The organism is Streptomyces sp. NPDC030995, assembly GCF_055571215.1.
Genome location: NZ_JBVIFS010000014.1, coordinates 112,442 through 134,070, shown reverse-complemented (window position 1 = coordinate 134,070; position 21,629 = coordinate 112,442). Strand labels below are relative to the sequence as shown.

The window sequence follows — 21,629 nt, the reverse complement described above, 5'->3', positions numbered from 1 at the left end:
GGCCCCCGCCACCGGCAGTCCGGCGGCGGGGGCGGCATCGCTCACCGGGTCGGCGTCAGGGTGCGGGCTTGAGGTGAATGAGGGCTTCCACGGCCTGGCCCAGAACGCGGGCCATGGTGTGGGCCTCGGCCCGGGCGGAGAGGATCTGGCTGCCCGCCGGCCGCGTGTACCGGCGGGGCCGCTCTCCGTCCGTGGTGGCCCAGCCGTCCTCCTGCCGGGCGATATGCCGCTCCATGTGCTGCAGGGCGTCTTCGAGGTGCTGGGCGAGGTCGCGCAGGCTCTCGGCCACGGAAGCGATTTCGGCTGGGCTTCCGTAGGCGTCGTGGGGGTCTTTGGTCGCTTCGGCGAGTTCGCGTATGAGCGCGGCGGCGGTGGCCGCGTGGGCCGGGTGATCGGTCATACGGGTGAGGGTGCCCCATGACGCGCCCCTCCGAGGGGCGATTGCTCCAGCCGCCGAGATCGGGCAGCACGCCCGCAAGCGCGGCACCCCGAACGGAGTGGAAGGGGCAGACGAGCCGGCCTGTACGCCGGGTTCTGTCGCCCGGTGACCTCGCGGTCGCCGGGGAGACGGCCATCCATCTAGGACCGGCGTTGCCACCGGCCTCGTGCGGTCTACCCGCGAACTCGGGCGGGCAGCCCTCAAGCGTTCGCGCAGACCCGTCCGAAGACGGATCCTCTTGACCTTGCTCCAGGTGGGGTTTACCTAGCCGCCTGAGTCACCCCAGGCGCTGGTGGTCTCTTACACCACCGTTTCACCCTTACCGAGGACCGAAGTCCCCGGCGGTCTGTTTTCTGTGGCACTGTCCCGCGGGTCACCCCGGGTGGGCGTTACCCACCACCCTGCCCTGTGGAGCCCGGACGTTCCTCGGCGGGATCCGAGGATCCCGACGCGGCCGCCCGGCCGACTCGTCTGCCGTGGCGACCATGTTACCGGCTGTGCCGTCGCCGCTTGACCTTGACGCAGCGGCAAGGTTTCTACTGGGGGCATGCGGATCGGAGAGATCGCCGCGCTCGTCGGGGTCACCACCCGGGCGATCCGGCACTACCACCATGTCGGGCTGCTCCCGGAACCGGAGCGGCGCCCCAACGGGTACCGGGCCTACGGCGTCCGCGACGCCGTCCTGCTGGCCCGTGTACGCCGGCTCATCGAGCTCGGGCTCGCCCTCGACGAGGTGCGCGACGTCCTCGCGGACGACGCCGGGCGCGAGCTGGCCGACGTACTCGAAGAGCTCGACGCCGACCTGGCCCGCCAGGAGGCCGAGCTGGCCGAGCGCCGGCGGCGGCTCGCCGTCCTGCTGGCCGCGCCGCCGGGGGAGACCGAGCCCGTCTCGCCCGCCCTCGCGATCCGCTACGGCGCCCTCTTCGACCTGACCGTCCCGCCGGACGCGGTGGCCTCGGCGCGGGTGGACCGCCGCTACCCGGAGGGCCGGCTGGTCACGCTGTCCGAGGACGGGGTGCTCGACCTGATCGTGGGCAGCCAGACCTCGGTGACCCTGGAGCTGACCCGCCCCCTCCCCTTCACCCGCCCGCTGGGCTCCAGGGGGCGGGCGCGGACCATCCGCTTCCACGCCGACGACCCGCGCGCGCTCGTCACCGCCTTGCGGCAGCCCGCGTAGGGCCCGTCAGGCCGGGGCGAAGAGGACCTTCGCCGTGCCCGGGTTCGCCTCCGTCAGCCGGACCCGGATGCGGTCTCCCAGCGGGAGCTCCTCGGAGGTGGACTCGACGCGGCCGACCACCGCGGGGTCCTCCAGGTGGACGGTGCCGACCAGCGGCTCCCGGTCCCTGACGTCGATGACGGTGGCCTCGAAGGTCTCGCCGACGCGGTCCTTCATCACGGCGGCCTCGACCAGGTCCACGGACTCCCGCTCCGCCGTGTTCGCCAGCCGGGTGCCGTCCGCCATCTGCTCGGGGAGCACGCCCAGGGCCGCCACCGCCCACTCCGGGGGCTCGGCCCCGGCCGTCGCCGCCACGCACAGCTCGCCGGTGTACCGGTCGACGAGCCGGCGCAGCGGCGCGGTGCAGTGGGCGTACGGGGCCGCCACCGCGGAGTGGATCGCCGGGTCGGGGCTCCGGCCGCCGGTGAAGACGGTGTAGCCGGCGCCGCGCAGCAGGGCCGTGCACTCCTGGAGGAAGGCCGCGTGGGCGGGGCGGTGCGGGTCGAGGGAGCGTACGAGTTCGGCGTACGGGACGTGGTGCGGCCAGTCGATCCGCAGGGCCTTCGCCGCCCGCCGGAGCCTGCCGACGGCGCCGTCCGGTGCGCTGGGCAGGGTGCGCAGGATGCCCTGTCCGACGGCCAGCATCAGGTCGGCCGCGGCCATGCCGGTCATCAGGGAGATCTGCGCGTTCCAGCCGTCCGCGGGGAGCGGGGCGCGGTAGGCCAGGGCGTACGTGCCGTCGTGCGCGACGACCTCCTGCTCGGGCACGTTGAGCGAGATGCCGCCGCGTTCCCGTTCCAGGGCTTCGCGGAGCCGGCCGATGTCCTCCAGGAGGGCGAGGGGTTCCTCGGCCGTGCGGGTGTCGATGGCCTTCTGGACGCCGTCGTAGTCGAGCTTGGCCCGGCTGCGGACGAGGGCCCGGCGGACGTCGGCGGTCTCGACGCGGCCGTCGCGGTCCAGGTCGAGCCGCCACACGAGGGCGGGGCCGGTCTGGTCGGGCAGCAGGCTGGCCGCGCCCTCCGAGAGCACGGCCGGGTGCAGCGGAACCTTCCCGTCGGGGAAGTAGAGGGTGGTGACGCGGCGGTGGGCCTCGGCGTCGATCGGGCCGCCGGGGGTGACGAAGGCGGCGACGTCGGCGATGGCGTAGTGCACGCGGTAGCCGCCGGCGGACCGCTTCGCCAGGTGCATGGCCTGGTCGAGGTCGACGGAGGTCGGCGGGTCGATGGTGAAGAAGGGGATGTCGGTGCAGTCCACGTCCGGGAGGCGGGGGTGGGCGGCCGCGTGCTCGGCCTCGGCGAGCACCTCGGCCGGGAACTCCTCCGGTACGTCCAGCTTCGTCCGCAGTTCACGCAGCGCGGCCCGCAGAGCAGCCCCGTCTGCGCCGGTCATGTGCATCTGACGGCGTGGCATGGACCGAGCCTATGGGCGGTGGGGCCGGACGGCACGGCGAGCCGTCTACCCTGGCTCGGGGGCCGCATCCCCTGCGCCGTGTCGTATTGAAGGAGAACCACCGTGCTCGTGCTGCTGCCGCCGTCCGAAGGAAAGGCCGCCGGCGGCTCCGGCGCACCGCTGAAGCCGCAGGCGCTGTCCCTGCCCGGTCTGGCCCCGGCCCGCGCGGCGGTGCTGGAGGAGCTGGTCGAGCTGTGCGCGGGCGACGAGCTCAAGGCCCGCGAGGTGCTGGGCCTGAGCGAGGGGCTGCGCGGCGAGGTCGCGAAGAACGTCGAGCTGCGGTCGGCGGGGGCCCGCCCGGCGGGGGAGATCTACACGGGCGTGCTGTACGACGCGCTGGGTCTGGCCGACCTGCCCGCGGCCGCGCGGGGGCTCGCCGAGCGTTCGCTGCTGGTGTTCTCGGGGCTGTGGGGCGCGGTGCGGATCTCCGACCGGATCCCGTCGTACCGCTGCTCGATGGGTGTGAAGCTCCCGGGGCTGGGGGCGCTCGGCGCGTACTGGCGGGGGCCGATGGCGGAGGTCATGCCGGAGGCCGCGGGGGACGGGCTGGTGCTGGACCTGCGGTCGGCGGCGTACGGGGCCGCGTGGAAGCCGAAGGGCGAGGTGGCGGGGCGGACCGCGACCGTGCGGGTGCTGCACTCGCAGGTGGTGGACGGGGTGGAGAAGCGGTCGGTGGTGAGCCACTTCAACAAGGCGACGAAGGGTCGGCTGGTCCGGGACCTGCTGTGCTCGGGCTCCGCGCCTGGTTCGCCGGCCGAGCTGGTCACGGCCCTGCGGGACCTGGGCTACACGGTGGAGGCCGAGGCCCCCGCGAAGGCGGCCAAGGCCTGGTCCCTCGACGTGGTGGTCAGCCAGATCCACTGACCCGCCGTTGCCGGGGGCGCTGCCCCCGGACCCCCGCGCCTCAAACGCCGGCGAGGCTGAAAGATCGCCTCAAACGCCGGCGGGGCTGAAATTCAGGCGGCGCCGGCCAAATCCAGCCCCTCCGGCGTTTGAGGAGCGGGGTTCGGGGCGGAGCCCTGGATCCTTCAGCCTCGCGGGCATTTGACGCGCGGGTCCGGGCGCAGCCCCGGTCTTTCAGCCTCGCCGGCGTTTGAGGCGCGGGGTCTGGGGCGGAGCCAGCCCCAGGAGGCCTGCGCGGCTAGCGGCCCAGGGGCCAGGCGACGGCCGCCGGGGTCTGGTCGGCGTCGCCCGCGTACTGCGCGCACGCGTCCGTCAGGGTTTCCAGGAGGGTGAGGGGGTCCGGCAGGGGGTGTTCCATGCCCCGGAGCCAGGTCACCGCCTGGTCACCGGGCAGGGCCGCCGGGGGGACCAGGACGTAGCTGCCGCGGCAGTGCCACCGCAGGCCCGGGTGTTCGTCCATCGTCTCGGGGTGGCAGTCCAGTTCGCAGGGCCACCACTCGTCCTCGTCCTCGGGGGTGCCGCGCGTGGCGGTGAAGAAGAGCATGCGGGCCTGGTCGCCCGTGCCGGCCGACTCGGCGACGGGACCGACCTCGATGCCGGCTTCCAGGAGGCGGGCGAGCGCGGCGGTGCCGGCTTCCAGCGGGACGTCGAGGACGTCGTGGACCATGCCGGTCGCGGTGATGAAGTTGGCCTGGGGCTGGTTGCGCGCCCATCGTTCGACCTGGGCGCGGTCGGTCGTCGACTGGGTCTGCCAGGCGAAGGAGACGGGATGCCGGGCGGGCGTCGGACAGCCGATCCGGTCGCACGAACATCGGTAACCGACGGGATGGGCGGCGGGGGCGAGCGGCAGACCGGCGGCGGCGACGGCCAGGAGGAGCGCCTCGCGCTCGCGTCCGGGGTCCTCGGCGATGGGTTTCTGCCGCCGGCGCAGCCACTGGGAAATCCTGCTCTGCTCGCCGCGTTTGACGCGGCCGGACTCAGACCCCATCTATCCCCTCACCTCACCGTATCCCCGGCGGACCTTCACATGGTCCCACCATCCTGCGCCCCAGGTGACCGCTCTTGACGACCGGGGGCCCGCGGATGGGCGACCGGGAACCCCCACATAACCACAGAATCAGGCCATATGTTCTCGGGCAGCCGCCGGTGGTCGGCCGGTCAACGGGCGGTGACGTTTGCCACCCCGCCGAGCACCCGGTCCACCAACGCGTCGGTGTAAGCGTGCGTCAGGGGCGCCGTGCGCAGCAGCCAGCGGTACGTCAGCGGCCCCAGCAGCATCTCCACCGTCAGCCGGAGGTCCGTGTCCGGCGCGAGCTGGCCGGCCTCCCGGGCCGTGTTCAACCGGGCTTCGTACAGGGCGAGCTGCGGCTCCAGCAGCTGCTCGGTGAAGCGGGCGCCGAGCTCGGGGTCGGTGGCCCCGGCCGCGGTCAGGGCGCGCGCGGGGGCCTCGTACTTCTCGTCGTTGAACTCGTCCACCGTCGCCCGCAGTACGTGCTTCAGGTCGGCCGCGAGATCCCCGGTGTCGGGGAAGCCGGTCCACCCGGCGTCCGTCTCCGCGTCCCCGGCGAGGGCCAGTGAGGCGTCGAGGAGGACGGCGGCCTTCGACGGCCACCAGCGGTAGATGGTCTGCTTGCCGACGCCCGCGCGGGCGGCGATGGCCTCGATGGTCAGCTTGTTGTAGCCGACCTCCCCGACCAGGGCGAGTGCGGCGTCGAGGATGGCGCGCCGGGAGCGGTCGCTGCGGCGGGTGGCGTCAGGGGTCTTGGTCATGGCCCGAAACTACCAAAGCGAGACGTCTCGTCTTCCTATGGTTCCGTAAACCACTCTGTCGGTTCACTGTGTCGACCTGTTTGAGGAGAGACGATTCTCTTCAATACTCGACTCCATACTCAACCCGAGTAGAGCAAGCCGTGTAAGTCGTGAGGAGCCTTCTTTGCGCAGAAACGCCACACCCCGGCGTTACCTGATGTGCCCACCCGCACACTTCAAGGTCACGTACTCCATCAATCCGTGGATGGACCCCACGAAACCGGTGGACCTGCCCCTCGCACACGCCCAGTGGGAAGACCTGAGGGACCGCTACCGCGCCCTCGGGCACACCGTCGAGACCCTCGTACCGGACCCCGCGCTGCCCGACATGGTCTTCGCGGCGAACGGGGCCCTGGTCGTGGACGGCAAGGTGCTCGGGGCCCGGTTCGCCTATCCGGAACGCGCCGCCGAGGCCGAGATCCACCTCGAATGGTTCCGCAGCCACGGCTACGAGGACGTCCACGAGCCGTCCCACGTCAACGAGGGCGAGGGAGACTTCGCGGTCACGGCCACCTACATCCTGGCCGGCCGGGGCTTCCGCTCCAGCCCGCTCTCGCACGACGAGGCCCAGGAGTTCTTCGGCCGCCCCGTCATCGGCCTCGACCTGGTGGACCCGCGCTACTACCACCTGGACACGGCGCTCTGCGTCCTCGACGGCGACGAGATCATGTACTACCCGGGTGCCTTCTCGCCCGGCAGCCAGGGTGTGCTCAGGCGGCTCTTCCCGGACGCCCTGATCGCCGAGGAACCGGACGCGGCCGCCCTCGGCCTGAACGCGGTCTCCGACGGCCGGCACGTGCTGCTCCCGCAGGCGGCGACCGGGCTGCTGGCGCCGCTGCGGGACCGGGGGTTCGAGCCGGTCCCGATGGATCTCGGCGAGCTGCTCAAGGGCGGCGGCAGCGTGAAGTGCTGCACCCAGGAGCTGCGGCCCTAGTCCTCCTCGGACACGGGCCCGGGCTCGGAGGATGAGGGCGGAGGCCAGGCCTGGCCCCAGTCGGCGTCCCGCGCGGCCTTGTAGAGGTCACCGTGGCGCTTGGTCACGTTGACCCGGGTCAGGCCCTCACCCTCCGGGCCGCACAGCTCCAGCAGGACGAGCCCCTTCCGGATCTGCGGCTTCCGCGTGATCCGGAAGGCGGCGGGCCCGGTCGGGAAGCGGGTCGCGGCGACGTAGCTGAACTTCTCGTCCTCGTACGGGAGCGAGCCGCCCTTGACCTTCCGGTGCAGGGAGGACCGGCTGACCCGCGCCGAGAAGTGGCACCAGTCCTGCCCGACCTCGATCGGGCAGGTCCCGTCGTGCGGGCACGGGGCGGCGACCTTCAGCCCGGCCCCGATCAGCTGGTCGCGGGCCTCGCGGATGCGGAGGTAGCCCTCCGGCGTGCCCGGCTCGATGAGTACCACGGCCTGCCCGGCCCGCGCCGCCTCGGCGACGACCGCCGTACGGGCCTGCGGGGTCAGCTCGCCCAGCACGTACGAGACGGTCACCAGGTCGGCGTCGGGGAGGGTGAGGCCGGAGCCGATGACGGCCCGCCGCCAGTCCGCTGCGCGGAGCACGGGCGAAGGGGAGGCGTCCGCGAGCTCCTTGCCGAGCTTCAGCGCGGGCTCCGCCCAGTCCAGCACGGTGGTTTCCCGCGGGCCGTCCCAGGTGGCATCCACCGCCCAGGTGGCCGCGCCCGTACCGCCGCCCACGTCCACGTGCGAGCCCGGCGCCCACTCGGGCGCCGCCTCCGCGAGCCCGTCCAGGGCGGCCCGTACGGCCTCGAAGGTGGCCGGCATCCGGTACGCCGAGTACGCCGCCACGTCGGAGCGGTCGCGCAGTAGGGGCGCGTCGGTCGGGGTCTGCCCCCGGTAGCTGGCGATGAGCCGCTCGACGGCGGCGGCGGCCTGCTTGGGCGGGAGGCCGTCGAGCAGGCGGGCCAGCGCGGTGCGGAGGGTTTCGGCGGAGGCGTTCACCTGCGAAGTTTACGGCGCGGCCGGGCCGAACCGGCCAGCCGGGCTGCGCCCGGACCTGGGGCTCCGCCCCAGACCCCGCGCCTCAAACGCCGGCGAGGCTGAAAGAGCGCCTCAAACGCCGGCGGGGCTGGAGGGTGCGGCGGGGCTGGATTGCCCGCAGGGCAATTTCAGCCCCGCCGGCGTTTGAGGCGCGGGGGCCTGGGGGCGGAGCCCCCGGCAGCGGCGCCGCGCATACGGGCTAGGCGGTGGCCTCGCGGGTCCGCCAGGGGCGGCACAGGGTCAGGAAGAAGGTCACCGACAGGAAGGCGCACACCACCTGGACCACCGCCATCGGGACCGCCGTGTCCTCGCCGGCGATTCCCACCAGCGGGGAGGCGATCGCGCCGATCAGGAACGAGGTGGTGCCGATCAGCGCGGAGGCGGAGCCGGCCGCGTGCGGGGTGCGCATCAGCGCCTGGGCGTTGGTGTTGGGCAGCAGCACGCCCATCGCCGACATCAGCACGAACAGCGCGGCGGCGATCGGGGGCAGCCCGACCTTCCCGAACACGCCGGTCGACATCAGCAGCAGCGCCACCGCGGCGGCCGTGACGATCCCGAGCCCGACGGCCAGGACCTTGTCCATGCTGACCCGGCCGACCAGCAGCTTGCCGTTGATCTGGCCGACGGCGATCAGGCCGACGGAGTTGAGGCCGAAGAGCAGGGAGAAGGCCTGGGGCGAAGCCCCGTAGATCTCCTGGATCACGAAGGGCGAGGCGGAGATGTACGAGAAGAGCACGGCGAAGGCGAAGCCGCCGGTCAGGGTGTAGCCGGTGAAGACGCGGTCGGCGAGCAGCCCGCGCATGGTGTGCAGTGCGGAGCCGACGCCGCCGGTGTGCCGCCGCTCGGGCGGCAGGGTCTCGCCGAGCTTGCGCCACACCATCAGCGTGAGCACGGTGCCGACGCCGGTCAGGACGACGAAGACCCCGCGCCAGTCGGCGACGCGGAGCACCTGGCCGCCGATGAGCGGGGCGATGATCGGGGCGGCCCCGGATATGAGCATCAGGGTGGAGAAGAAGCGGGCCATCTCGACCCCGTCGTACAGGTCGCGTACGACGGCCCGTGCGATGACGATCGCGGCGGCCCCGGCCAGGCCCTGGAGCAGGCGGAAGGCGATCAGCATCTCGGCGGTCGGGGCGAGGGCGCAGATCGCGGTGGCCAGGACGTAGACGACCATGCCGACGAGCAGCGGCCGGCGGCGGCCCCACCGGTCGCTCATCGGGCCGATGACGAGCTGACCCAGGGCCATGCCCGCGAGGCAGGCGGTGAGGGTGAGCTGGACGGTCGCGGCCGGGCTGTGCAGGGCGTTGGTGACCTGCGGCAGGGCCGGCAGGTACATGTCCATGGACAGCGGGGGCAGGGCGGTCAGCCCGCCGAGAACGAAGGTGACGAGCAGGCCCGTGCGGCGGGTGGCCGTGAGGGGCGCGGCGGTGGCGGGGGCGGAGGGCGATTCGGGCGACGAGTCGTGCGAGGCGGCCGTCGCGGGGCCTCTCTCCGACATGCGGGACTCCAGTCTCTTCATCTGCTTTACGCACCCCCTGGCCGACCCATGCTCTCAGCAATCGGAACGTCCGGGGACCGGGCCGCCGCGTGACGTACCCTGCGGCCCCATGGACGAAAGTACGAAGAAGATCGCCGTGGTGACCGGGGCCGGCTCCGGGATCGGCCGCTCCGTGGCGCTGGCCCTGGCCGCGGCGGGCTGGGCCGTGGCCGTGGCCGGCCGCCGGACCGAACCGCTGGAGGAGACCGCGAAGGCGGCCGGGACCGGCGCCGACGTGCTGTGCGTGCGCGCCGACGTGAGCGACCCGGACGACGTGACTGGGCTGTTCGAGTCAGTCCGGGCGCGGTACGGCCGCCTCGATCTGCTCTTCAACAACGCGGGCACCTTCGGGCCCGGCGGGGTCCCGCTGGAGGACATCACCTACGAGGCCTGGCGCTCCGTCGTGGACGTCAACCTGACCGGCGCCTTCCTGTGCGCGCAGGCCGCGTTCCGGCAGATGAAGCAGCAGGACCCGCAGGGCGGCCGGATCATCAACAACGGCTCCATCTCGGCGCACGTACCGCGCCCCCACTCCATCGCCTACACCGCGACCAAGCACGCGATGACCGGCCTGACGAAGTCCCTGTCGCTGGACGGGCGGCCGTACCGGATCGCCTGCGGCCAGATCGACATCGGCAACGCGGCGACCGAGATGACCGAGCGGATGCAGACCGGCATCCTCCAGGCCAACGGGCAGCTGGCGGTGGAACCGGTGATGGACGCGGCCGACGTGGCCCGCACGGTCCTGCACATGGCCGAGCTGCCGCTGGAGGCGAACGTCCAGTTCGCGACGGTGATGGCCACGTCGATGCCGTACATCGGACGCGGCTGAGCAACCTCGTTGCGCGGCCACGGGGAAGCGGCCGATCATGACCGGATGACCAATACCGAGGTACTGCGCTACACCGCCTTCTCCCACGACCCGGCCGGCGGCAACCCCGCCGGGGTCGTGCTCGACGCGGCCGGGCTGGACGACGCCGCGATGCTGGAGATCGCCGCCGGGCTGGGCTACAGCGAGACGGCCTTCCTGACCGCCCCGCCCGAGGGGCTCGGCGGCCCGGAAGACCGGGCCTTCACCGTGCGCTACTTCAGCCCGAAGGCGGAGGTCCCCTTCTGCGGGCACGCCACCGTCGCCACCGCCGTCGCGCTGGCGGAGCGGATCGGTCCCGGCGAGCTGCTCTTCGCCACCAAGGCGGGGACCGTCCCGGTCTCCGTCACCGCCGAGGCGGACGGGCGGCTGCGGGCCACGCTGACCAGCGTCGAACCGCACACCGAGGAGATCGGCGCGGCCGACCTCGTCGAGGCGCTGGCCGCGCTGGACTGGCCGGAGGCGGACCTGGACCCGGCCTTCCCGCCCAGGATCGCCTTCGCCGGAGCCCGGCACCTGGTGATCGGCGCCGGCACCCGGGCCCGGCTCGCGGAGCTCGCGTACGACTTCGCCCGGCTGGAGGCCCTGATGCGGCGCCTGGACCTCACCACGGTCCAGCTGGTGCACCGGGCGGGCCCGGCGGAGTTCCACGTACGGGACCCCTTCCCGGTCGGCGGCGTCGTCGAGGACCCCGCCACGGGGGCCGCGGCGGCCGCCTTCGGCGCGTACGCGCGCGAGCTGGGGCTGGTCCCCGAGGACGTGGTGCTCACCCTCCACCAGGGTGCGGACATGGGGCGGCCGGGCGTCCTCACGGTGGAGCTGCGCGCGGGTGACTCCCGGGTGCGGGTCGGCGGCGAGGGCGTGCGGATCGCGTGAGCGCGTACACCGGCGGGGAGGGGGCGCGGGCGGCCCGGCTGCTGGGGCTCCGCCCCAGAACCCGCCCAGGCGGGCCGGCTGCTGGGTCTCCGCCCCAGACCCCGCTCCTCAATCGCCGGAGGGGCTGGATCTTGGCCCGGGGTGGAGCCCCGAGGTGAGCGAGCCGGGTATGGCGGTGCTCCGCTTCGCCGAGGCCGACGTGCCCGAGGCGCTGGCGCGTCAGGTCGCGGTGCTGGAGGACGAGGCATGGCCGGGGGCCTCGCCCGGGCACGACCCGGCGCTGGCGCCGCGCGCGATGCTGCTCGTGGACGGCGAGGGCACGGTGGCCGCCTCGCTGGCGCTGCTGTTCAAGGAGATCCCGCTCGCGGGGCGGACCTACCGGGCGGCCGGGCTGAGCGCGGTCGTGACGCGGGCCGCGCTGCGCGGCCGGGGGAGCGGCGGCCGGCTGGTCGTCGCGGCCCGCGCGGCGCTCGCCGCGGAACCGGGTCTGGACCTGGCGCTGTTCAGCTGCGACCGGTCGCTGGTGCCGTTCTACGAGGCGGCCGGGTTTGAACCGCTGCCCGGCACCGTCCTGGTGGGCGGGACACCGCAGGACCCTCTCGCCACGGACGCCCCGGGCTTCGACAAGACGGTCATGGCGGCCTTCTTCTCGGACACCCCCGACCGGGACCGGGCGGCCTTCACCGGCGTCCGCGTCCCGCTGCACCCGGGGACCATCGACCGGCTGTGGTGACCCGGATACGGCGAACGGGCCGCGGTGAGGGGCGTGGAAGCCTCTCACCGCGGCCCGTTCGGACGTTCGGACGCTCGGCCCGTCAGCCGGCCTGGGTGGCCTCCGCGGGCCGCGGCTTCGCGTCCCTCGGGCGGCCCCGGTCGAGGAGGAACAGGGTCAGCACGGGGACCAGGTACAGCGCCCACACCGTCAGCTGGAGGACGGTGGGGTCCGGCTGGAAGTTGAAGACTCCCTTGAGCAGGGTCCCGTACCAGCTGTCCGGCGGGATCGCCGAGCTGATGTCGAAGGCCTTGTTGTCCAGGCCGCCCAGGAAGCGGGCCTCCTGGAGGTCGTGGACCCCGTACGCGAGCACGCCCGCGGCCACGATCACCAGCATGCCGCCGGTCCACTTGAAGAACTTCGCCAGATTGATCTTCAGGGCGCCCCGGTAGAAGAGGTACCCCAGCACGATCGCCGTCGCGATGCCCAGCAGCACCCCGATCAGCGGCGCGGAGGAGCCCTCGCCGCTGGCCCGTACCGACGCCCACACGAACAGCGCGGTCTCCAGGCCCTCGCGGCCGACGGCCAGGAAGGCGGTGGCGACCAGCGCGCCGGTGCCCATGGCGAGCGCCGTGTCGAGCTTGCCCTGGAGCTCGGCCTTCAGATGCCGCGCGGTGCGCTTCATCCAGAAGACCATCCACGTCACCAGACCCACCGAGATGATGGAGAGGGTGCCGCCGAGCAGCTCCTGCGCCTCGAAGGTCAGCTCCTGGGTGCCGAACTCCAGCATCGCGCCGAAGGCGAGCGAGAGCCCGCAGGCGATCGCGATGCCGAGCCACACGGGACGCAGGGCGTCCCGGCGCTCGGTCTTCACCAGGTACGCGACGAGGATGCAGACGACCAGGCTGGCCTCCAGCCCCTCGCGCAGGCCGATCAGATAATTGCCGAACACGGAGGTTCCTTCTCTCGGACTGGCTTACGCGAACAGCGTCCGGCCCCACCAGTCGTCCTTGTCGCGGACGCCCGGCGGGACGGCGAATATCGCCGAACCCACGTGCTGGATGTATTCGTTGAGGACGTCGGCCTTCGCCAGCTGGCGCTGGATCGGGACGAAGCCCTTGCGGACGTCGCGCTGGTAGGCGAGGAAGAACAGGCCCGCGTCGAGGCGGCCCAGGCCGTCCGTACCGTCGGTGAAGGAGTAGCCGCGGCGCAGGATCGTCGCACCGTTGTTGGTGTCCGGGTGCGCGAGGCGGACGTGCGCCTCCGGCTTCATCGCCTTCAGGAACGGCTCGTCGCGCTCCTTCGACTTGCCGACCGGGGCACCCTCGCCCTTGTCGCGGCCGAAGATGTCCTCCTGCTCGCCCAGCGGGGTGCGGTCCCAGATCTCGATGTTCATCCGGATCCGCCGGGCCACCAGGTACGAGCCGCCGGTCATCCAGTCGCTGCCGTCGCCGGCGCCGACCCACACGTGCTTGTCCAGGGCGGCCTTGTCGGTGCCGGAAATGTTCCGGGTGCCGTCCTTGAAGCCCATCATGTTGCGCGGGGTCTGCTCGTCGGGCGTGGTCGACGAGGTCTTGCCGAAGCCCAGCTGCGACCAGCGCACCGCGGTCTTGCCGAAGCCGATGCGGGCCAGCTGGCGGATCGCGTGCACGGCGACCTGCGGGTCGTCGGCGCAGGCCTGGACGCAGATGTCGCCGCCGGAGCGCGCCGGGTCCAGGTTGTCGCCGGGGAACAGCTCCAGGTCCACCAGCGCCTCGGGGCGCTTGCCCTCCAGCCCGAACCGGTCCTTGGCGAACAGGCCGGGGCCGAAGCCGATGGTCAGGGTGAGGCGGGAGGCCTTCAGGCCCAGGGCCTCGCCCGTGTCGTCCGGCGGGGCCTCCGGGAGGCCGCCGAAGCCGCCCTCGCCGACCGGCTGGCCGGCCGTCATGAGGCGGGCCGCCTCGGTCCACTCCTTGAGGAGCTTGATCAGCTCCTCGCGGCTCTTCGTCTTCACGTCGAAGGCCGCGAAGTGCAGACGGTCCTGGACGGCGCTCGCGATACCGGCCTGGTGGTCACCGTGGAACGGCACGGCCGCCCCGGCGGCGGCCGCCGAGACCATGTCCGGCCCGCTGCCGAAGGCAGCCGCCGCACCGCCGGCCGCGGCCGCGCCGAGCGCGAGCCCGGCACCGCCCCAGCCCAGGACGGCGCGCCGCGAGGGCGAGGTAGCCGACCCGTTGCCGCCCTGGTGTTCCGTCTGCTGGTCCGGCTGCTGCTGCGCCGCCGGATCCGGTGTCGATTCGGACATGCTGTCTCCCGCCTCCTTCGTCCCTGGACCGTTACTTCGTGACCGCGGCGGCGAGCTTGGAGAGCGGCTCACCGAGGGCGCTGACGCCGTCCGAGAGCTCCTTGCGCTCCGCCTCGCCGACCTTGTCGTACGAGGTGAACTCGTAGGAGGTCTTGTCGGCGCGGTACTTGTCCAGCAGCGTGTTCATCGCCGCGAACTGGGCGTCCAGCTGCTTGACGAGCTCAGGGTCGTTCTTCGTGGCGATCGCCTTCAGGACCTCGTACGCCTTCTCCGCGCCCTCGACGTTGGCCTTGAAGTCGACCAGGTCGGTGTGGGAGTAGCGCTCCTCCTCGCCCGTGACCTTGCCGGTGGCGACCTCGTCGAGGAGCTCCTTGGCGCCGTTGGCGATCGAGGAGGGGGTGATCTCCGCGGTGCCGACCTTCTTCTGCCAGTCGGTCAGGTCGGTGATCAGGGTGTCGGCGAGCTTCTTGTCGTTGTCGTCGATCTTGTTGTCGGCCCACAGGGACTTCTCGAGGCGGTGCCAGCCCGTCCAGTCCTTCGCCGGGTCCTGGCCGGCCTCCAGGCCGTCCTCGCGGACGTCGACCTTCGGGTCGATGTCACCGAAGGACTCGGCGACCGGCTCGGTGCGCTCCCAGCCGATGCGGGACGGCGCGTACGCCTTCTTCGCGGCCTCGACGTCGCCGGCCTTGACCGCGTCCGCGAAGGCCTGGGCCTTGGGGAGGGTCTCCTCGGCCTGCTTGACCACGTACGCGCGGTAGGCGGCGACCGCGGCGTCCGCCTCGGGGCTGCGCTTCTCCTCGGCGGCGCCCTTGCCGGTGGCCTTGACCTTCTGGGCGATGCCGTCGCCCTTCATGCCGGGCTTGCAGACGATCTCGTACTCGCCCGCCTTGATCTCGGCGGTGATGGAGGCCTTGGTGCCGGCGAGGATGTTCTCGCGCTCGGTCACGATGCGGTCGTCCGGGAAGAGGACGTAGACCTCGGTGACCTTGGAGCCCTTGTTCTCGACATCGATCTGGACCTTGCCCGCCGGGAACTCCGTCTTCGACACCTCGCAGGCGCTGTCGGAGGCCGTCACCTTGATCGCGCCGTCGCCGCCCGCGTCGCTCTTCTGGGAGCAGCCGGTGACGGCGGTCAGAGCGGCTGCCACGGAGGCGGCGGCGATGACGGTGAGGCGGGCGGGGCGCATAGGGGGCTCCTGGGCGTCGGACGAGGGGCCGTCCCAAGGGGGAGAGGCCGGTGAGGCGGACCTAACTTAACCGAGCCTTACCTCAGTCATACCCACTCGTACAGTGATTCAGCTCTCACCTTTCGTCGTCGGACACGGGCCCGTCACGGTCGTTTCACGCCAACACCATGGCCGAGTAAAGAGGGAGTCAAGCCATGTTGACCGTTCCGTACTGCGGAATGGCTTACGCGGAATCTTCTGTTCCGCGAACGGGGACGACCAGCGGGGCCCCCGTGCGGGGGTGCGGGAGCACCTCCACCGGCTGCCGGTAGACCCGGCTCAGCAGGGCGTCCTCGAACACCTCGGCGGGCGGTCCGTCCGCGGCGATCCGCCCGTCGTGCAGGACGGCGACCCGGTCCGCGTAGGCGGCGGCCAGCCCCAGGTCGTGCAGGACGACGACCACCGCGTCCCCGGCCGCGGCCCGCTCCCGGCAGATGCGCAGCACGAGCTCCTGGTGGCGCAGGTCGAGGGCGGCGGTCGGCTCGTCGAGCAGCAGGAGCGGGGCCCGCTGGGCCAGTACGCGGGCCAGCGCGACCCGGGCGCGCTCGCCGCCGGAGAGGGCGGAGAAGGGGCGCGCGGCGAAGTCCGTGACTTCGGTGGCGGCCATGGCGGTGGCCACGGCCTCGTCGTCGGAGTCGGCGAAGGGGGTGCCGGCCCAGGGCGCGCGGCCCATCCGTACGACGTCCTCCACCGGAAAAGGGAAGGACAGTGCGGCCGTTTGGGGGAGTACGGAGCGGCGCAGCGCGAGATCCGGGGCGCTCCAGTCGCCCACCGCGCGGCCGTCGATCCGGACCTCGCCGGAGGTGGCGGGAAGGTCGGCGGCGAGTGCGGCCAAAAGGGTGGACTTGCCGGCGCCGTTGGGGCCGACCAGTGCGAGGACCTCGCCGGAGCGGGCGGTCAGATCGATGCCGGAGAGCACCTCGCGGTGGCCGCCCAGGTGGATGTGGAGGGCGGTGGTCTCGGCGAGGGGGGCGCCGGGGGTGGGGCGGGCGGGGATGGTCCGTCTGTTGCGGGTGAGGAGGCGGGTCAGGCTGCCGGGTGTGGGGCTCGCGGTGCTTGCCGTGCTTGCCGTGCTTGCGCCGGTCATGCCCAGCCTCCTTGTTTGCGGCGGGTGCGGCGCAGCAGCCAGAAGAAGAACGGGCTGCCGAGCAGGGCGGTCAGGACGCCGAGCGGCAGTTCGGCGGGCTGGGCGAGGGTCCGGGCGGCCAGGTCGCCCGCGACCAGGACCACGGCGCCGGCGAGGGCGCTGCCCGGGACCAGGAAGCGGTGGCCGGGGCCGTTGGCCATGCGCAGCAGGTGCGGGACGAGCAGGCCGATGAAGGTGATGACGCCGGCGACGGCGACGGCGGCGGCGGTGAGCAGCGCGACGACCAGGATGAGGGCGAGGCGCAGCCGTTCGACGTCGATGCCGAGGTGGCGGGCGGGCCGCTCGCCGAGGGAGAGGAGGTCGAGCCGGCGGGCGTAGAAGGGGGCGACGAGCAGGCCGGCGACGGCGCAGGGCAGGACGGCGAGCACCTTGGGCCAGGTGGCCTGGGCGAGGGAGCCGAGCTGCCAGAAGGTGATCTGGTTGACCTGGCCGCTGTCCGCGAAGAAGACGAACAGGCCGATGAGGGCGCCGGCGAGGGCGTTGACGGCGATGCCCGTGAGGATCAGGGTGACGACCTCGGTCTTCCCGCCGTTGCGGGAGAGGAGGTAGACGGCGCTGACGGTGATCAGGCCCGCGATGAACGCGCAGAGGGGAACCGTCCAGTTGCCCAGGAAGGTCAGGCCGAGGCCGATGGCGGCGACCGCGCCGACGGCGGCGCCGGCCGAGATGCCGATGACGCCGGGCTCGGCGAGGGGGTTGCCGAAGACGCCCTGCATGAGCGCGCCCGCGCAGCCGAGGCTGGCGCCGACGAGCACCGCGAGGGTGACGCGGGGGAGGCGTACGTTCCACAGCACGCTCTCGCCGACCCGGTCGAGGGGGGCTCCGCCGAGGCCCAGGCGGTGCTGGGCGGAGGTGAGTACGTCGGCCAGGGGGATCTCGTACGCGCCGACTCCTGCGGAGAGCAGGGCCAGGAGGAGTAGCGCCGTGATGAGGGCGGCGGTGAGGGGGAGGGCCTGGGGGCTGCGCGGCTTGGCGGGGTCTGCCCGGACCCGCGCCTCAAGGTTTCCGGGCTCTGCCCGGACCCGCGCTGGGTTTTGGCTGGCGCCGTCCGCCCGCGGGGCCGTGGTGGGGCCGGTTCCGGCGGGGCCGGGCGCGCGCCGGGGCGTCTCCTCGGGCGCCGAACGTGGCGAGGGGTCGGGGGGTGCGGCGGTGTTGTGTTCGGCGCCCTGCGGGGACGCCCCGGCACACACCCGGCCCCGCCGGAACCGGCCGGCGGCGGTCCGGCTCGGCTCTGTCGTCTCCGTGCCGGGGGGCGTGGGGTCGTAGAGGGCCATCTCAAGAGGCCTTGGTGTAGAGCTGGGTGATCAGGGAGGCGAGGACCTGGTCCGTGCGGGGGCCGTAGTTGAGGAGGACGCCGTCGTCGATCGTGAGTACGTGGCGGTCCATGCCGGCCGGGGTCTGTGCGACGCCCGGGATCTTCACCAGGCCGTCGATGCCGCCGACCGATTCGAGGCCCTTGGACATGACGAGGATGGCGTCGGGGGCGGCCGCCGCCAGAGCCTCGCTGGTGATCGGGGTGAAGTCCTTGCCGAGCCCGGACTCCTTGCCGGTGTCGATCGCGCCGGCCGCTTCCAGGAGGGAGGCGGCGCCGGAGTCCGAGCCGCCCAGGAGGTAGACGGAGGCGGTGCCGCGGAGGTAGAGGAAGGCCACCCGGGGGTGTTTGGTGGTTGGGATGTTCTTGCGGGCCGTGGCGATCCGGTCCGCGGTGCGCTGGTTGAGGGTGGCTCCGGCCGCCTTGACGCCCAGGGCGGTGGCGACCGCGTCGATGCGTTTCGGTACGTCGTCCAGGGACTTGGCCGGGGCCACCACCAGTACGGGGACGCCGGCGTCGCGGATCTGCTGGACCGCTTCGGCGGGGCCGCTGGTGGTCTCGGCCAGGACGAGGGTCGGGTGGAGGGAGAGGACGCTCTCGGCGGAGACGTCGTGGCCGCGTGTCACCAGGGGGAGCTGGGCGGCCTGTTCGAAGGTGGCCGTGATGTCCCGGGCGACGACCTGGCCGCCGAGGCCCAGAGTGTGGACGATCTCGTTGAGGCTGCCGGTCAGCGGGACGATCCTGTCCGTGGAGGTGACCGTGACCTGGGTGCCGTCCGTGGAGGGCACGGTGACCGGGAGTGCGGGCAGGGGGGCCGGGGTGAGGGGTTCCACTCGGTCCGGGGTGGCCGAGTGGGGGGATGTGGGCGGGGTGCCTCCGCAGGCCGTCAGGGCGAGGGCCAGTGCTGCCACGGCGAGCGCGAGACGGGGGAAGCGGTGTGACGCGGGGGGCGTAGGCACGAAGGCACCGTCCTGATGTTCTGGGGACCGGGGGGTTACGAACCCGGCCGGAGGTAGCTTAGGTTAGCCTAACCTTGCTTAGCCAGACCCTGGAGGGGACACTCATGTCCGCGAGACCCGTCCGTGCGTTCGCCGTCGCCGTGTTGGCGGCCCTGCTGGGGGCTCTGCTCCCGGCCACCGCCGCTCGGGCGGGCACCGTACAGGGGGGTCGGCTCGACTGGGGCATCAAATCGTCCTTCCAGAGTTATGTCACCGGGCCGGTGGCAAAAGGCAGTTTCAAGCTGAAGGGCGGCGCCGCGACGGCCGGTGGCAGCCTGTTCCGTTTCCACTCGGCGGCCGGTTCCTACGACGCCGTTTCCGGAGCGTTCGAGGCTTCGTATGCGGGCGGGGTGACCTTCCAGGGGCACCAGAAGCCCGACGGGTCCTACGACCTGGACATGACCGTCAGCCGGCCCACCGTCAGGATCGACGGGGGGAACGGCACGCTGTACGTGGACGTCTCCAGCAAGGCCAAGGACACCGGCGCGGTCAGCAACCGGTCCCAGGTGCCCTTCGCCACCCTCGGCCTCGGCGGCGTCAACATGAAGGGCGGCGCCAGCCCGTTGGCCCTCACCAACATCCCGGCCACGCTCACCGCGGAGGGCGCCAAGGCCTTCGCGGGCTACTACCCGGCCGGGGCGCAGCTGGATCCTCTGTCGCTTTCCGCCGATGTGAAGGCCGCTCCGGCCGCCGAGCCTTCGGCGAGCGCCGTGGTCGAGAGTCCGCCCGCGCAGGGCGGCTTCGCCGACGCTGCTGTCGACTGGGGGGTGCGCCGCACCTTCCGGGAGTACGTCACCGGCTCGGTCGGGCAGGGCAAGTGGACGCTCGCCGAAGGGGCCCAGGACGGCGGGGCGCTGTTCCGCTTCCCGCAGGGCAAGGGTGCGTACGACGCTCGGAAGGGCACGCTCGACGCGGTCTTCGCCGGCACCGTCCAGTTCACCGGCGCCCACCTGGACCTGAAGCTCGGCAAGGTGAGCGTGAAGGTGGAAGGCGGCAAGGGTGTCCTCGCCGCCGATGTCACGACCGGCGGCGAGACGAAGAGCGCCGTCGCGCTGGTGGAGTTCGACGCCAAGTCACTGAAGACCGAGGGCGGGCTCGCCACCTTGAGCGAGGCCCCGGCCACCCTGACCGAGGGCGGCTCCCAGGCCTTCAACTCCATGTACAAGGCCGGCACCGAGATGGACCCCGTCTCGCTCGCCGTCGCCCTCGACTCCACCGCCCGGCTGCCGGCCCTGCCCGACCTGGGCTCCACGGCCGCGCCTGCGCCCGCGCCTGCAAGTGCCGAGCCCGCCGCCGAGGCGAAGGCCGGGAAGTCCTCCAACGCCGGGCTGTTCGTGGCCGTGGCCGTGGCCGTGCTGGTGCTGGCCGGAGGCGTCGTCTTCCTGGTGGTGCGCAGGCGGCGTACGACAGTCGTTTAATCCCATCCCCCGTTGTTCTGAGGAGCTCCCTGTCATGTCGTCCATCCGCCGACCGATCTCCGTCGCCGCCGCCGTGCTCACCGCCGCGGCCCTCGGGGCCACCGCCTTCGTCCTGCCCGCCACCGCCGCGGGCCCCCCGACCGAACCGATGAAGATCATCGGTGGCTCCCTCGACTGGGGTGTGCTCGCGAGCTACCGCGCCTACGTGACCGGCATGGCCAAGGGCTCCATCACCGTGGCGGACGGCGCCAAGCAGAACGAGGACGGCACTCTGCGCTTCGGCGAGCCGACCGGCCAGTACGACCCGGCCGGCGGGCACGTGGTGAAGGCCGCCTTCAAGGGCAGCGTCACCTTCTCCTCGCCCGCCCCGCCGACCGGCCACGGCTTCGAGGTCAAGCTCTCGGACTTCCGTATCGACACCGGCACCAAGAAGCTCACCGCGGACGTCACCAAGGGCGGTGCCACGACCCAGGACGTGCCGCTGGCCACGGTGGCCTTCGGCGGCCCGGCGATGGAGAAGCTGGCGACCACGCTCACCAAGGAGGCCGCGGACGCCCTCGGTTCGCCGGGCTACGAGAACAAGGCGGGCGACCCGCTGACCGCGAAGCTGGAGTTCGAGACGCCCGCCCCGACCCCGACCCGGCCCACCCCGACCGTCACCGCGCCCACCTCGGCGGCCCCCACCACCGCCCAGCCCACGGCTCCGGCGGACGGCGTGCAGAAGGTCCTCAGCGGCAAGCTGACCTGGGGCGTGAAGGAGTCCTTCCGCAAGTACGTGCTGAACGCGGGCTCCATCACCCCGGCCGGCGGCGCCGGCAAGAACGGCCAGCTCTTCGACTTCGCCTTCGGCAAGGGCGAGCTGGACGTCAAGAAGCAGAAGCTGACCGCCTCCTTCGAGGGCAACCTCCGCTTCCAGTACGCCGACCACGGCATAGACATCACCTTGGGGAACCTCCGCGTCGACGCCACCGGCAAGACCGGCACCCTGTACGTGGACGTCAAGAACGCCTCCGGCAGCAAGGCGGCCGTCCCCTTCGCCACGCTCGACCTGTCGAAGACCGACTACAAGACCAAGGGCGGTGTGCTGGCGCTGAACGCGGTCCCGGCGGTGTTCACCGCCGAGGGCGCGGCGAGCTTCGCCAACGCCACCACCGGCTCGATGTACAAGGCGGGTGACGCGATCGACCCGCTCGACCTCTCCGTGGCGGTGGACAAGGACGCGGTCCTTCCGACCACGGCGCCGAGCGCCACGACAGCGACCACCACCGGCGGTACGGGCGGCAGCGCGGGCGGCGGCTCCGTCGGCGGGAACCTCGCCGCCACCGGCGCCGACATCCCCGCCGGGGCCCTGCTCACCACCTCCGGCGCGGTGATCGCGGCCGGCGCGGGCGCGGTGTTCCTCGCGCGCAGGCGGCGTACGTACCAGGTCTGAGCCGTGCTTCAATTC

General features: G+C 72.7%; 20 protein-coding genes and 1 other RNA gene. 8 read left to right on the top strand and 13 right to left on the bottom strand.

Annotated elements, in window-relative coordinates:
• Positions 1–55: 55 nt before the first annotated feature.
• Entirely contained in the window at positions 56–400 is a 345-nt protein-coding gene (locus ACZ45T_RS21840) for a hypothetical protein (protein ID WP_468443717.1), read from the bottom strand.
• A gap of 107 nt (positions 401–507) precedes the next feature.
• Positions 508–909, bottom strand: an RNA gene (gene rnpB, locus ACZ45T_RS21835) — RNase P RNA component class A.
• A gap of 77 nt (positions 910–986) precedes the next feature.
• Between rnpB and ACZ45T_RS21830 the strand changes: the two genes are divergently transcribed.
• Positions 987–1,616: a MerR family transcriptional regulator gene (locus ACZ45T_RS21830; RefSeq protein ID WP_468443715.1), complete on the top strand. Its 630-nt coding sequence runs from the start codon at positions 987–989 to the stop codon at positions 1,614–1,616.
• Positions 1,617–1,622: 6 nt separating this feature from the next.
• Here ACZ45T_RS21830 and ACZ45T_RS21825 read toward each other — a convergent pair whose 3' ends face one another.
• Positions 1,623–3,065, bottom strand: a complete 1,443-nt coding sequence (locus tag ACZ45T_RS21825) for an RNB domain-containing ribonuclease (protein ID WP_468443713.1) — start codon at positions 3,063–3,065, stop codon at positions 1,623–1,625.
• Positions 3,066–3,167: 102 nt separating this feature from the next.
• On the opposite strand from ACZ45T_RS21825, the gene yaaA reads away from it, so the two are divergent.
• The gene (gene yaaA, locus ACZ45T_RS21820) at positions 3,168–3,968 is read left to right on the top strand and encodes a peroxide stress protein YaaA (protein WP_468443711.1); all 801 of its coding nucleotides are present in this window, start codon (positions 3,168–3,170) and stop codon (positions 3,966–3,968) included.
• 277 nt (positions 3,969–4,245) lie between these two features.
• On the opposite strand, the gene ACZ45T_RS21815 is transcribed toward yaaA, so the two are convergent.
• On the bottom strand, positions 4,246–4,995 hold the full coding sequence (locus ACZ45T_RS21815; protein ID WP_468443709.1) for a bifunctional DNA primase/polymerase: 750 nt from the start codon (positions 4,993–4,995) through the stop codon (positions 4,246–4,248).
• Between the two features lie 170 nt (positions 4,996–5,165).
• Positions 5,166–5,777, bottom strand: a complete 612-nt coding sequence (locus tag ACZ45T_RS21810) for a TetR/AcrR family transcriptional regulator (RefSeq protein ID WP_468443707.1) — start codon at positions 5,775–5,777, stop codon at positions 5,166–5,168.
• A 115-nt stretch (positions 5,778–5,892) separates the two neighbouring features.
• Here ACZ45T_RS21810 and ddaH point away from each other — a divergent pair, with 115 nt between their 5' ends.
• On the top strand, positions 5,893–6,750 hold the full coding sequence (ddaH, locus tag ACZ45T_RS21805; RefSeq protein WP_468443833.1) for a dimethylargininase: 858 nt from the start codon (positions 5,893–5,895) through the stop codon (positions 6,748–6,750).
• Here ddaH and ACZ45T_RS21800 read toward each other — a convergent pair.
• Positions 6,747–7,766, bottom strand: coding sequence for a small ribosomal subunit Rsm22 family protein (locus ACZ45T_RS21800; RefSeq protein WP_468443705.1), 1,020 nt, complete (start codon positions 7,764–7,766; stop codon positions 6,747–6,749). The genes ddaH and ACZ45T_RS21800 overlap by 4 nt on opposite strands.
• Positions 7,767–8,004: 238 nt before the next feature.
• Positions 8,005–9,303 (bottom strand): Bcr/CflA family multidrug efflux MFS transporter, encoded by a 1,299-nt coding sequence (locus tag ACZ45T_RS21795; RefSeq protein WP_468443703.1) that lies wholly within the window; start codon positions 9,301–9,303, stop codon positions 8,005–8,007.
• A gap of 109 nt (positions 9,304–9,412) precedes the next feature.
• Here ACZ45T_RS21795 and ACZ45T_RS21790 point away from each other — a divergent pair, with 109 nt between their 5' ends.
• The 3 genes from ACZ45T_RS21790 (at position 9,413) to ACZ45T_RS21780 (ending at position 11,819) form a co-directional block, all read left to right on the top strand.
• Positions 9,413–10,174, top strand: a complete 762-nt coding sequence (locus ACZ45T_RS21790) for an SDR family oxidoreductase (RefSeq protein WP_468443701.1) — start codon at positions 9,413–9,415, stop codon at positions 10,172–10,174.
• A gap of 45 nt (positions 10,175–10,219) precedes the next feature.
• The gene (locus ACZ45T_RS21785; protein WP_468443699.1) at positions 10,220–11,086 is read left to right on the top strand and encodes a PhzF family phenazine biosynthesis protein; all 867 of its coding nucleotides are present in this window, start codon (positions 10,220–10,222) and stop codon (positions 11,084–11,086) included.
• Between the two features lie 154 nt (positions 11,087–11,240).
• A complete protein-coding gene (locus ACZ45T_RS21780) occupies positions 11,241–11,819 on the top strand; it encodes a GNAT family N-acetyltransferase (protein WP_468443697.1) in 579 nt (192 codons plus the stop codon).
• An 82-nt stretch (positions 11,820–11,901) separates the two neighbouring features.
• Here the strand turns inward: ACZ45T_RS21780 and efeU are convergent, their stop codons facing one another.
• The 6 genes from efeU to ACZ45T_RS21750 form a co-directional block, all read right to left on the bottom strand.
• The gene (gene efeU / locus ACZ45T_RS21775) at positions 11,902–12,750 is read right to left on the bottom strand and encodes an iron uptake transporter permease EfeU (protein WP_468443695.1); all 849 of its coding nucleotides are present in this window, start codon (positions 12,748–12,750) and stop codon (positions 11,902–11,904) included.
• A 24-nt stretch (positions 12,751–12,774) separates the two neighbouring features.
• Entirely contained in the window at positions 12,775–14,082 is a 1,308-nt protein-coding gene (efeB, locus tag ACZ45T_RS21770; protein ID WP_468443693.1) for an iron uptake transporter deferrochelatase/peroxidase subunit, read from the bottom strand.
• Between the two features lie 31 nt (positions 14,083–14,113).
• Positions 14,114–15,268: an iron uptake system protein EfeO gene (gene efeO / locus ACZ45T_RS21765; protein ID WP_468443691.1), complete on the bottom strand. Its 1,155-nt coding sequence runs from the start codon at positions 15,266–15,268 to the stop codon at positions 14,114–14,116.
• A 223-nt stretch (positions 15,269–15,491) separates the two neighbouring features.
• Entirely contained in the window at positions 15,492–16,394 is a 903-nt protein-coding gene (locus ACZ45T_RS21760) for a heme ABC transporter ATP-binding protein (protein WP_468443689.1), read from the bottom strand.
• Positions 16,391–17,728: a FecCD family ABC transporter permease gene (locus ACZ45T_RS21755; protein ID WP_468443687.1), complete on the bottom strand. Its 1,338-nt coding sequence runs from the start codon at positions 17,726–17,728 to the stop codon at positions 16,391–16,393. Before ACZ45T_RS21755 ends, ACZ45T_RS21760 begins: the two co-directional genes overlap by 4 nt.
• Position 17,729: 1 nt before the next feature.
• Complete coding sequence (locus ACZ45T_RS21750) at positions 17,730–18,725, bottom strand: heme/hemin ABC transporter substrate-binding protein (protein WP_468443685.1); 996 nt, start codon at positions 18,723–18,725, stop codon at positions 17,730–17,732.
• Between the two features lie 104 nt (positions 18,726–18,829).
• Here ACZ45T_RS21750 and ACZ45T_RS21745 point away from each other — a divergent pair, with 104 nt between their 5' ends.
• Complete coding sequence (locus ACZ45T_RS21745; protein WP_468443683.1) at positions 18,830–20,182, top strand: HtaA domain-containing protein; 1,353 nt, start codon at positions 18,830–18,832, stop codon at positions 20,180–20,182.
• Positions 20,183–20,216: 34 nt separating this feature from the next.
• Positions 20,217–21,614 (top strand): HtaA domain-containing protein, encoded by a 1,398-nt coding sequence (locus tag ACZ45T_RS21740; RefSeq protein WP_468443681.1) that lies wholly within the window; start codon positions 20,217–20,219, stop codon positions 21,612–21,614.
• Positions 21,615–21,629: the final 15 nt, after the last annotated feature.

Bases quoted from the DNA above. Each gene is read 5' to 3' on its own strand.
- ACZ45T_RS21755 (WP_468443687.1), bottom strand. From the start codon at position 17,728: ATGGCCCTCTACGACCCCACGCCCCCCGGCACGGAGACGACAGAGCCG.
- ACZ45T_RS21745 (WP_468443683.1), top strand. From the start codon at position 18,830: ATGTCCGCGAGACCCGTCCGTGCGTTCGCCGTCGCCGTGTTGGCGGCC.
- ACZ45T_RS21825 (WP_468443713.1), bottom strand. From the start codon at position 3,065: ATGCCACGCCGTCAGATGCACATGACCGGCGCAGACGGGGCTGCTCTG.
- ACZ45T_RS21830 (WP_468443715.1), top strand. From the start codon at position 987: ATGCGGATCGGAGAGATCGCCGCGCTCGTCGGGGTCACCACCCGGGCG.
- ACZ45T_RS21815 (WP_468443709.1), bottom strand. From the start codon at position 4,995: ATGGGGTCTGAGTCCGGCCGCGTCAAACGCGGCGAGCAGAGCAGGATT.
- ACZ45T_RS21790 (WP_468443701.1), top strand. From the start codon at position 9,413: ATGGACGAAAGTACGAAGAAGATCGCCGTGGTGACCGGGGCCGGCTCC.
- ACZ45T_RS21785 (WP_468443699.1), top strand. From the start codon at position 10,220: ATGACCAATACCGAGGTACTGCGCTACACCGCCTTCTCCCACGACCCG.
- ACZ45T_RS21795 (WP_468443703.1), bottom strand. From the start codon at position 9,303: ATGTCGGAGAGAGGCCCCGCGACGGCCGCCTCGCACGACTCGTCGCCC.
- ACZ45T_RS21740 (WP_468443681.1), top strand. From the start codon at position 20,217: ATGTCGTCCATCCGCCGACCGATCTCCGTCGCCGCCGCCGTGCTCACC.
- ACZ45T_RS21840 (WP_468443717.1), bottom strand. From the start codon at position 400: ATGACCGATCACCCGGCCCACGCGGCCACCGCCGCCGCGCTCATACGC.
- ACZ45T_RS21760 (WP_468443689.1), bottom strand. From the start codon at position 16,394: ATGACCGGCGCAAGCACGGCAAGCACGGCAAGCACCGCGAGCCCCACA.
- efeO (WP_468443691.1), bottom strand. From the start codon at position 15,268: ATGCGCCCCGCCCGCCTCACCGTCATCGCCGCCGCCTCCGTGGCAGCC.
- efeB (WP_468443693.1), bottom strand. From the start codon at position 14,082: ATGTCCGAATCGACACCGGATCCGGCGGCGCAGCAGCAGCCGGACCAG.
- ACZ45T_RS21810 (WP_468443707.1), bottom strand. From the start codon at position 5,777: ATGACCAAGACCCCTGACGCCACCCGCCGCAGCGACCGCTCCCGGCGC.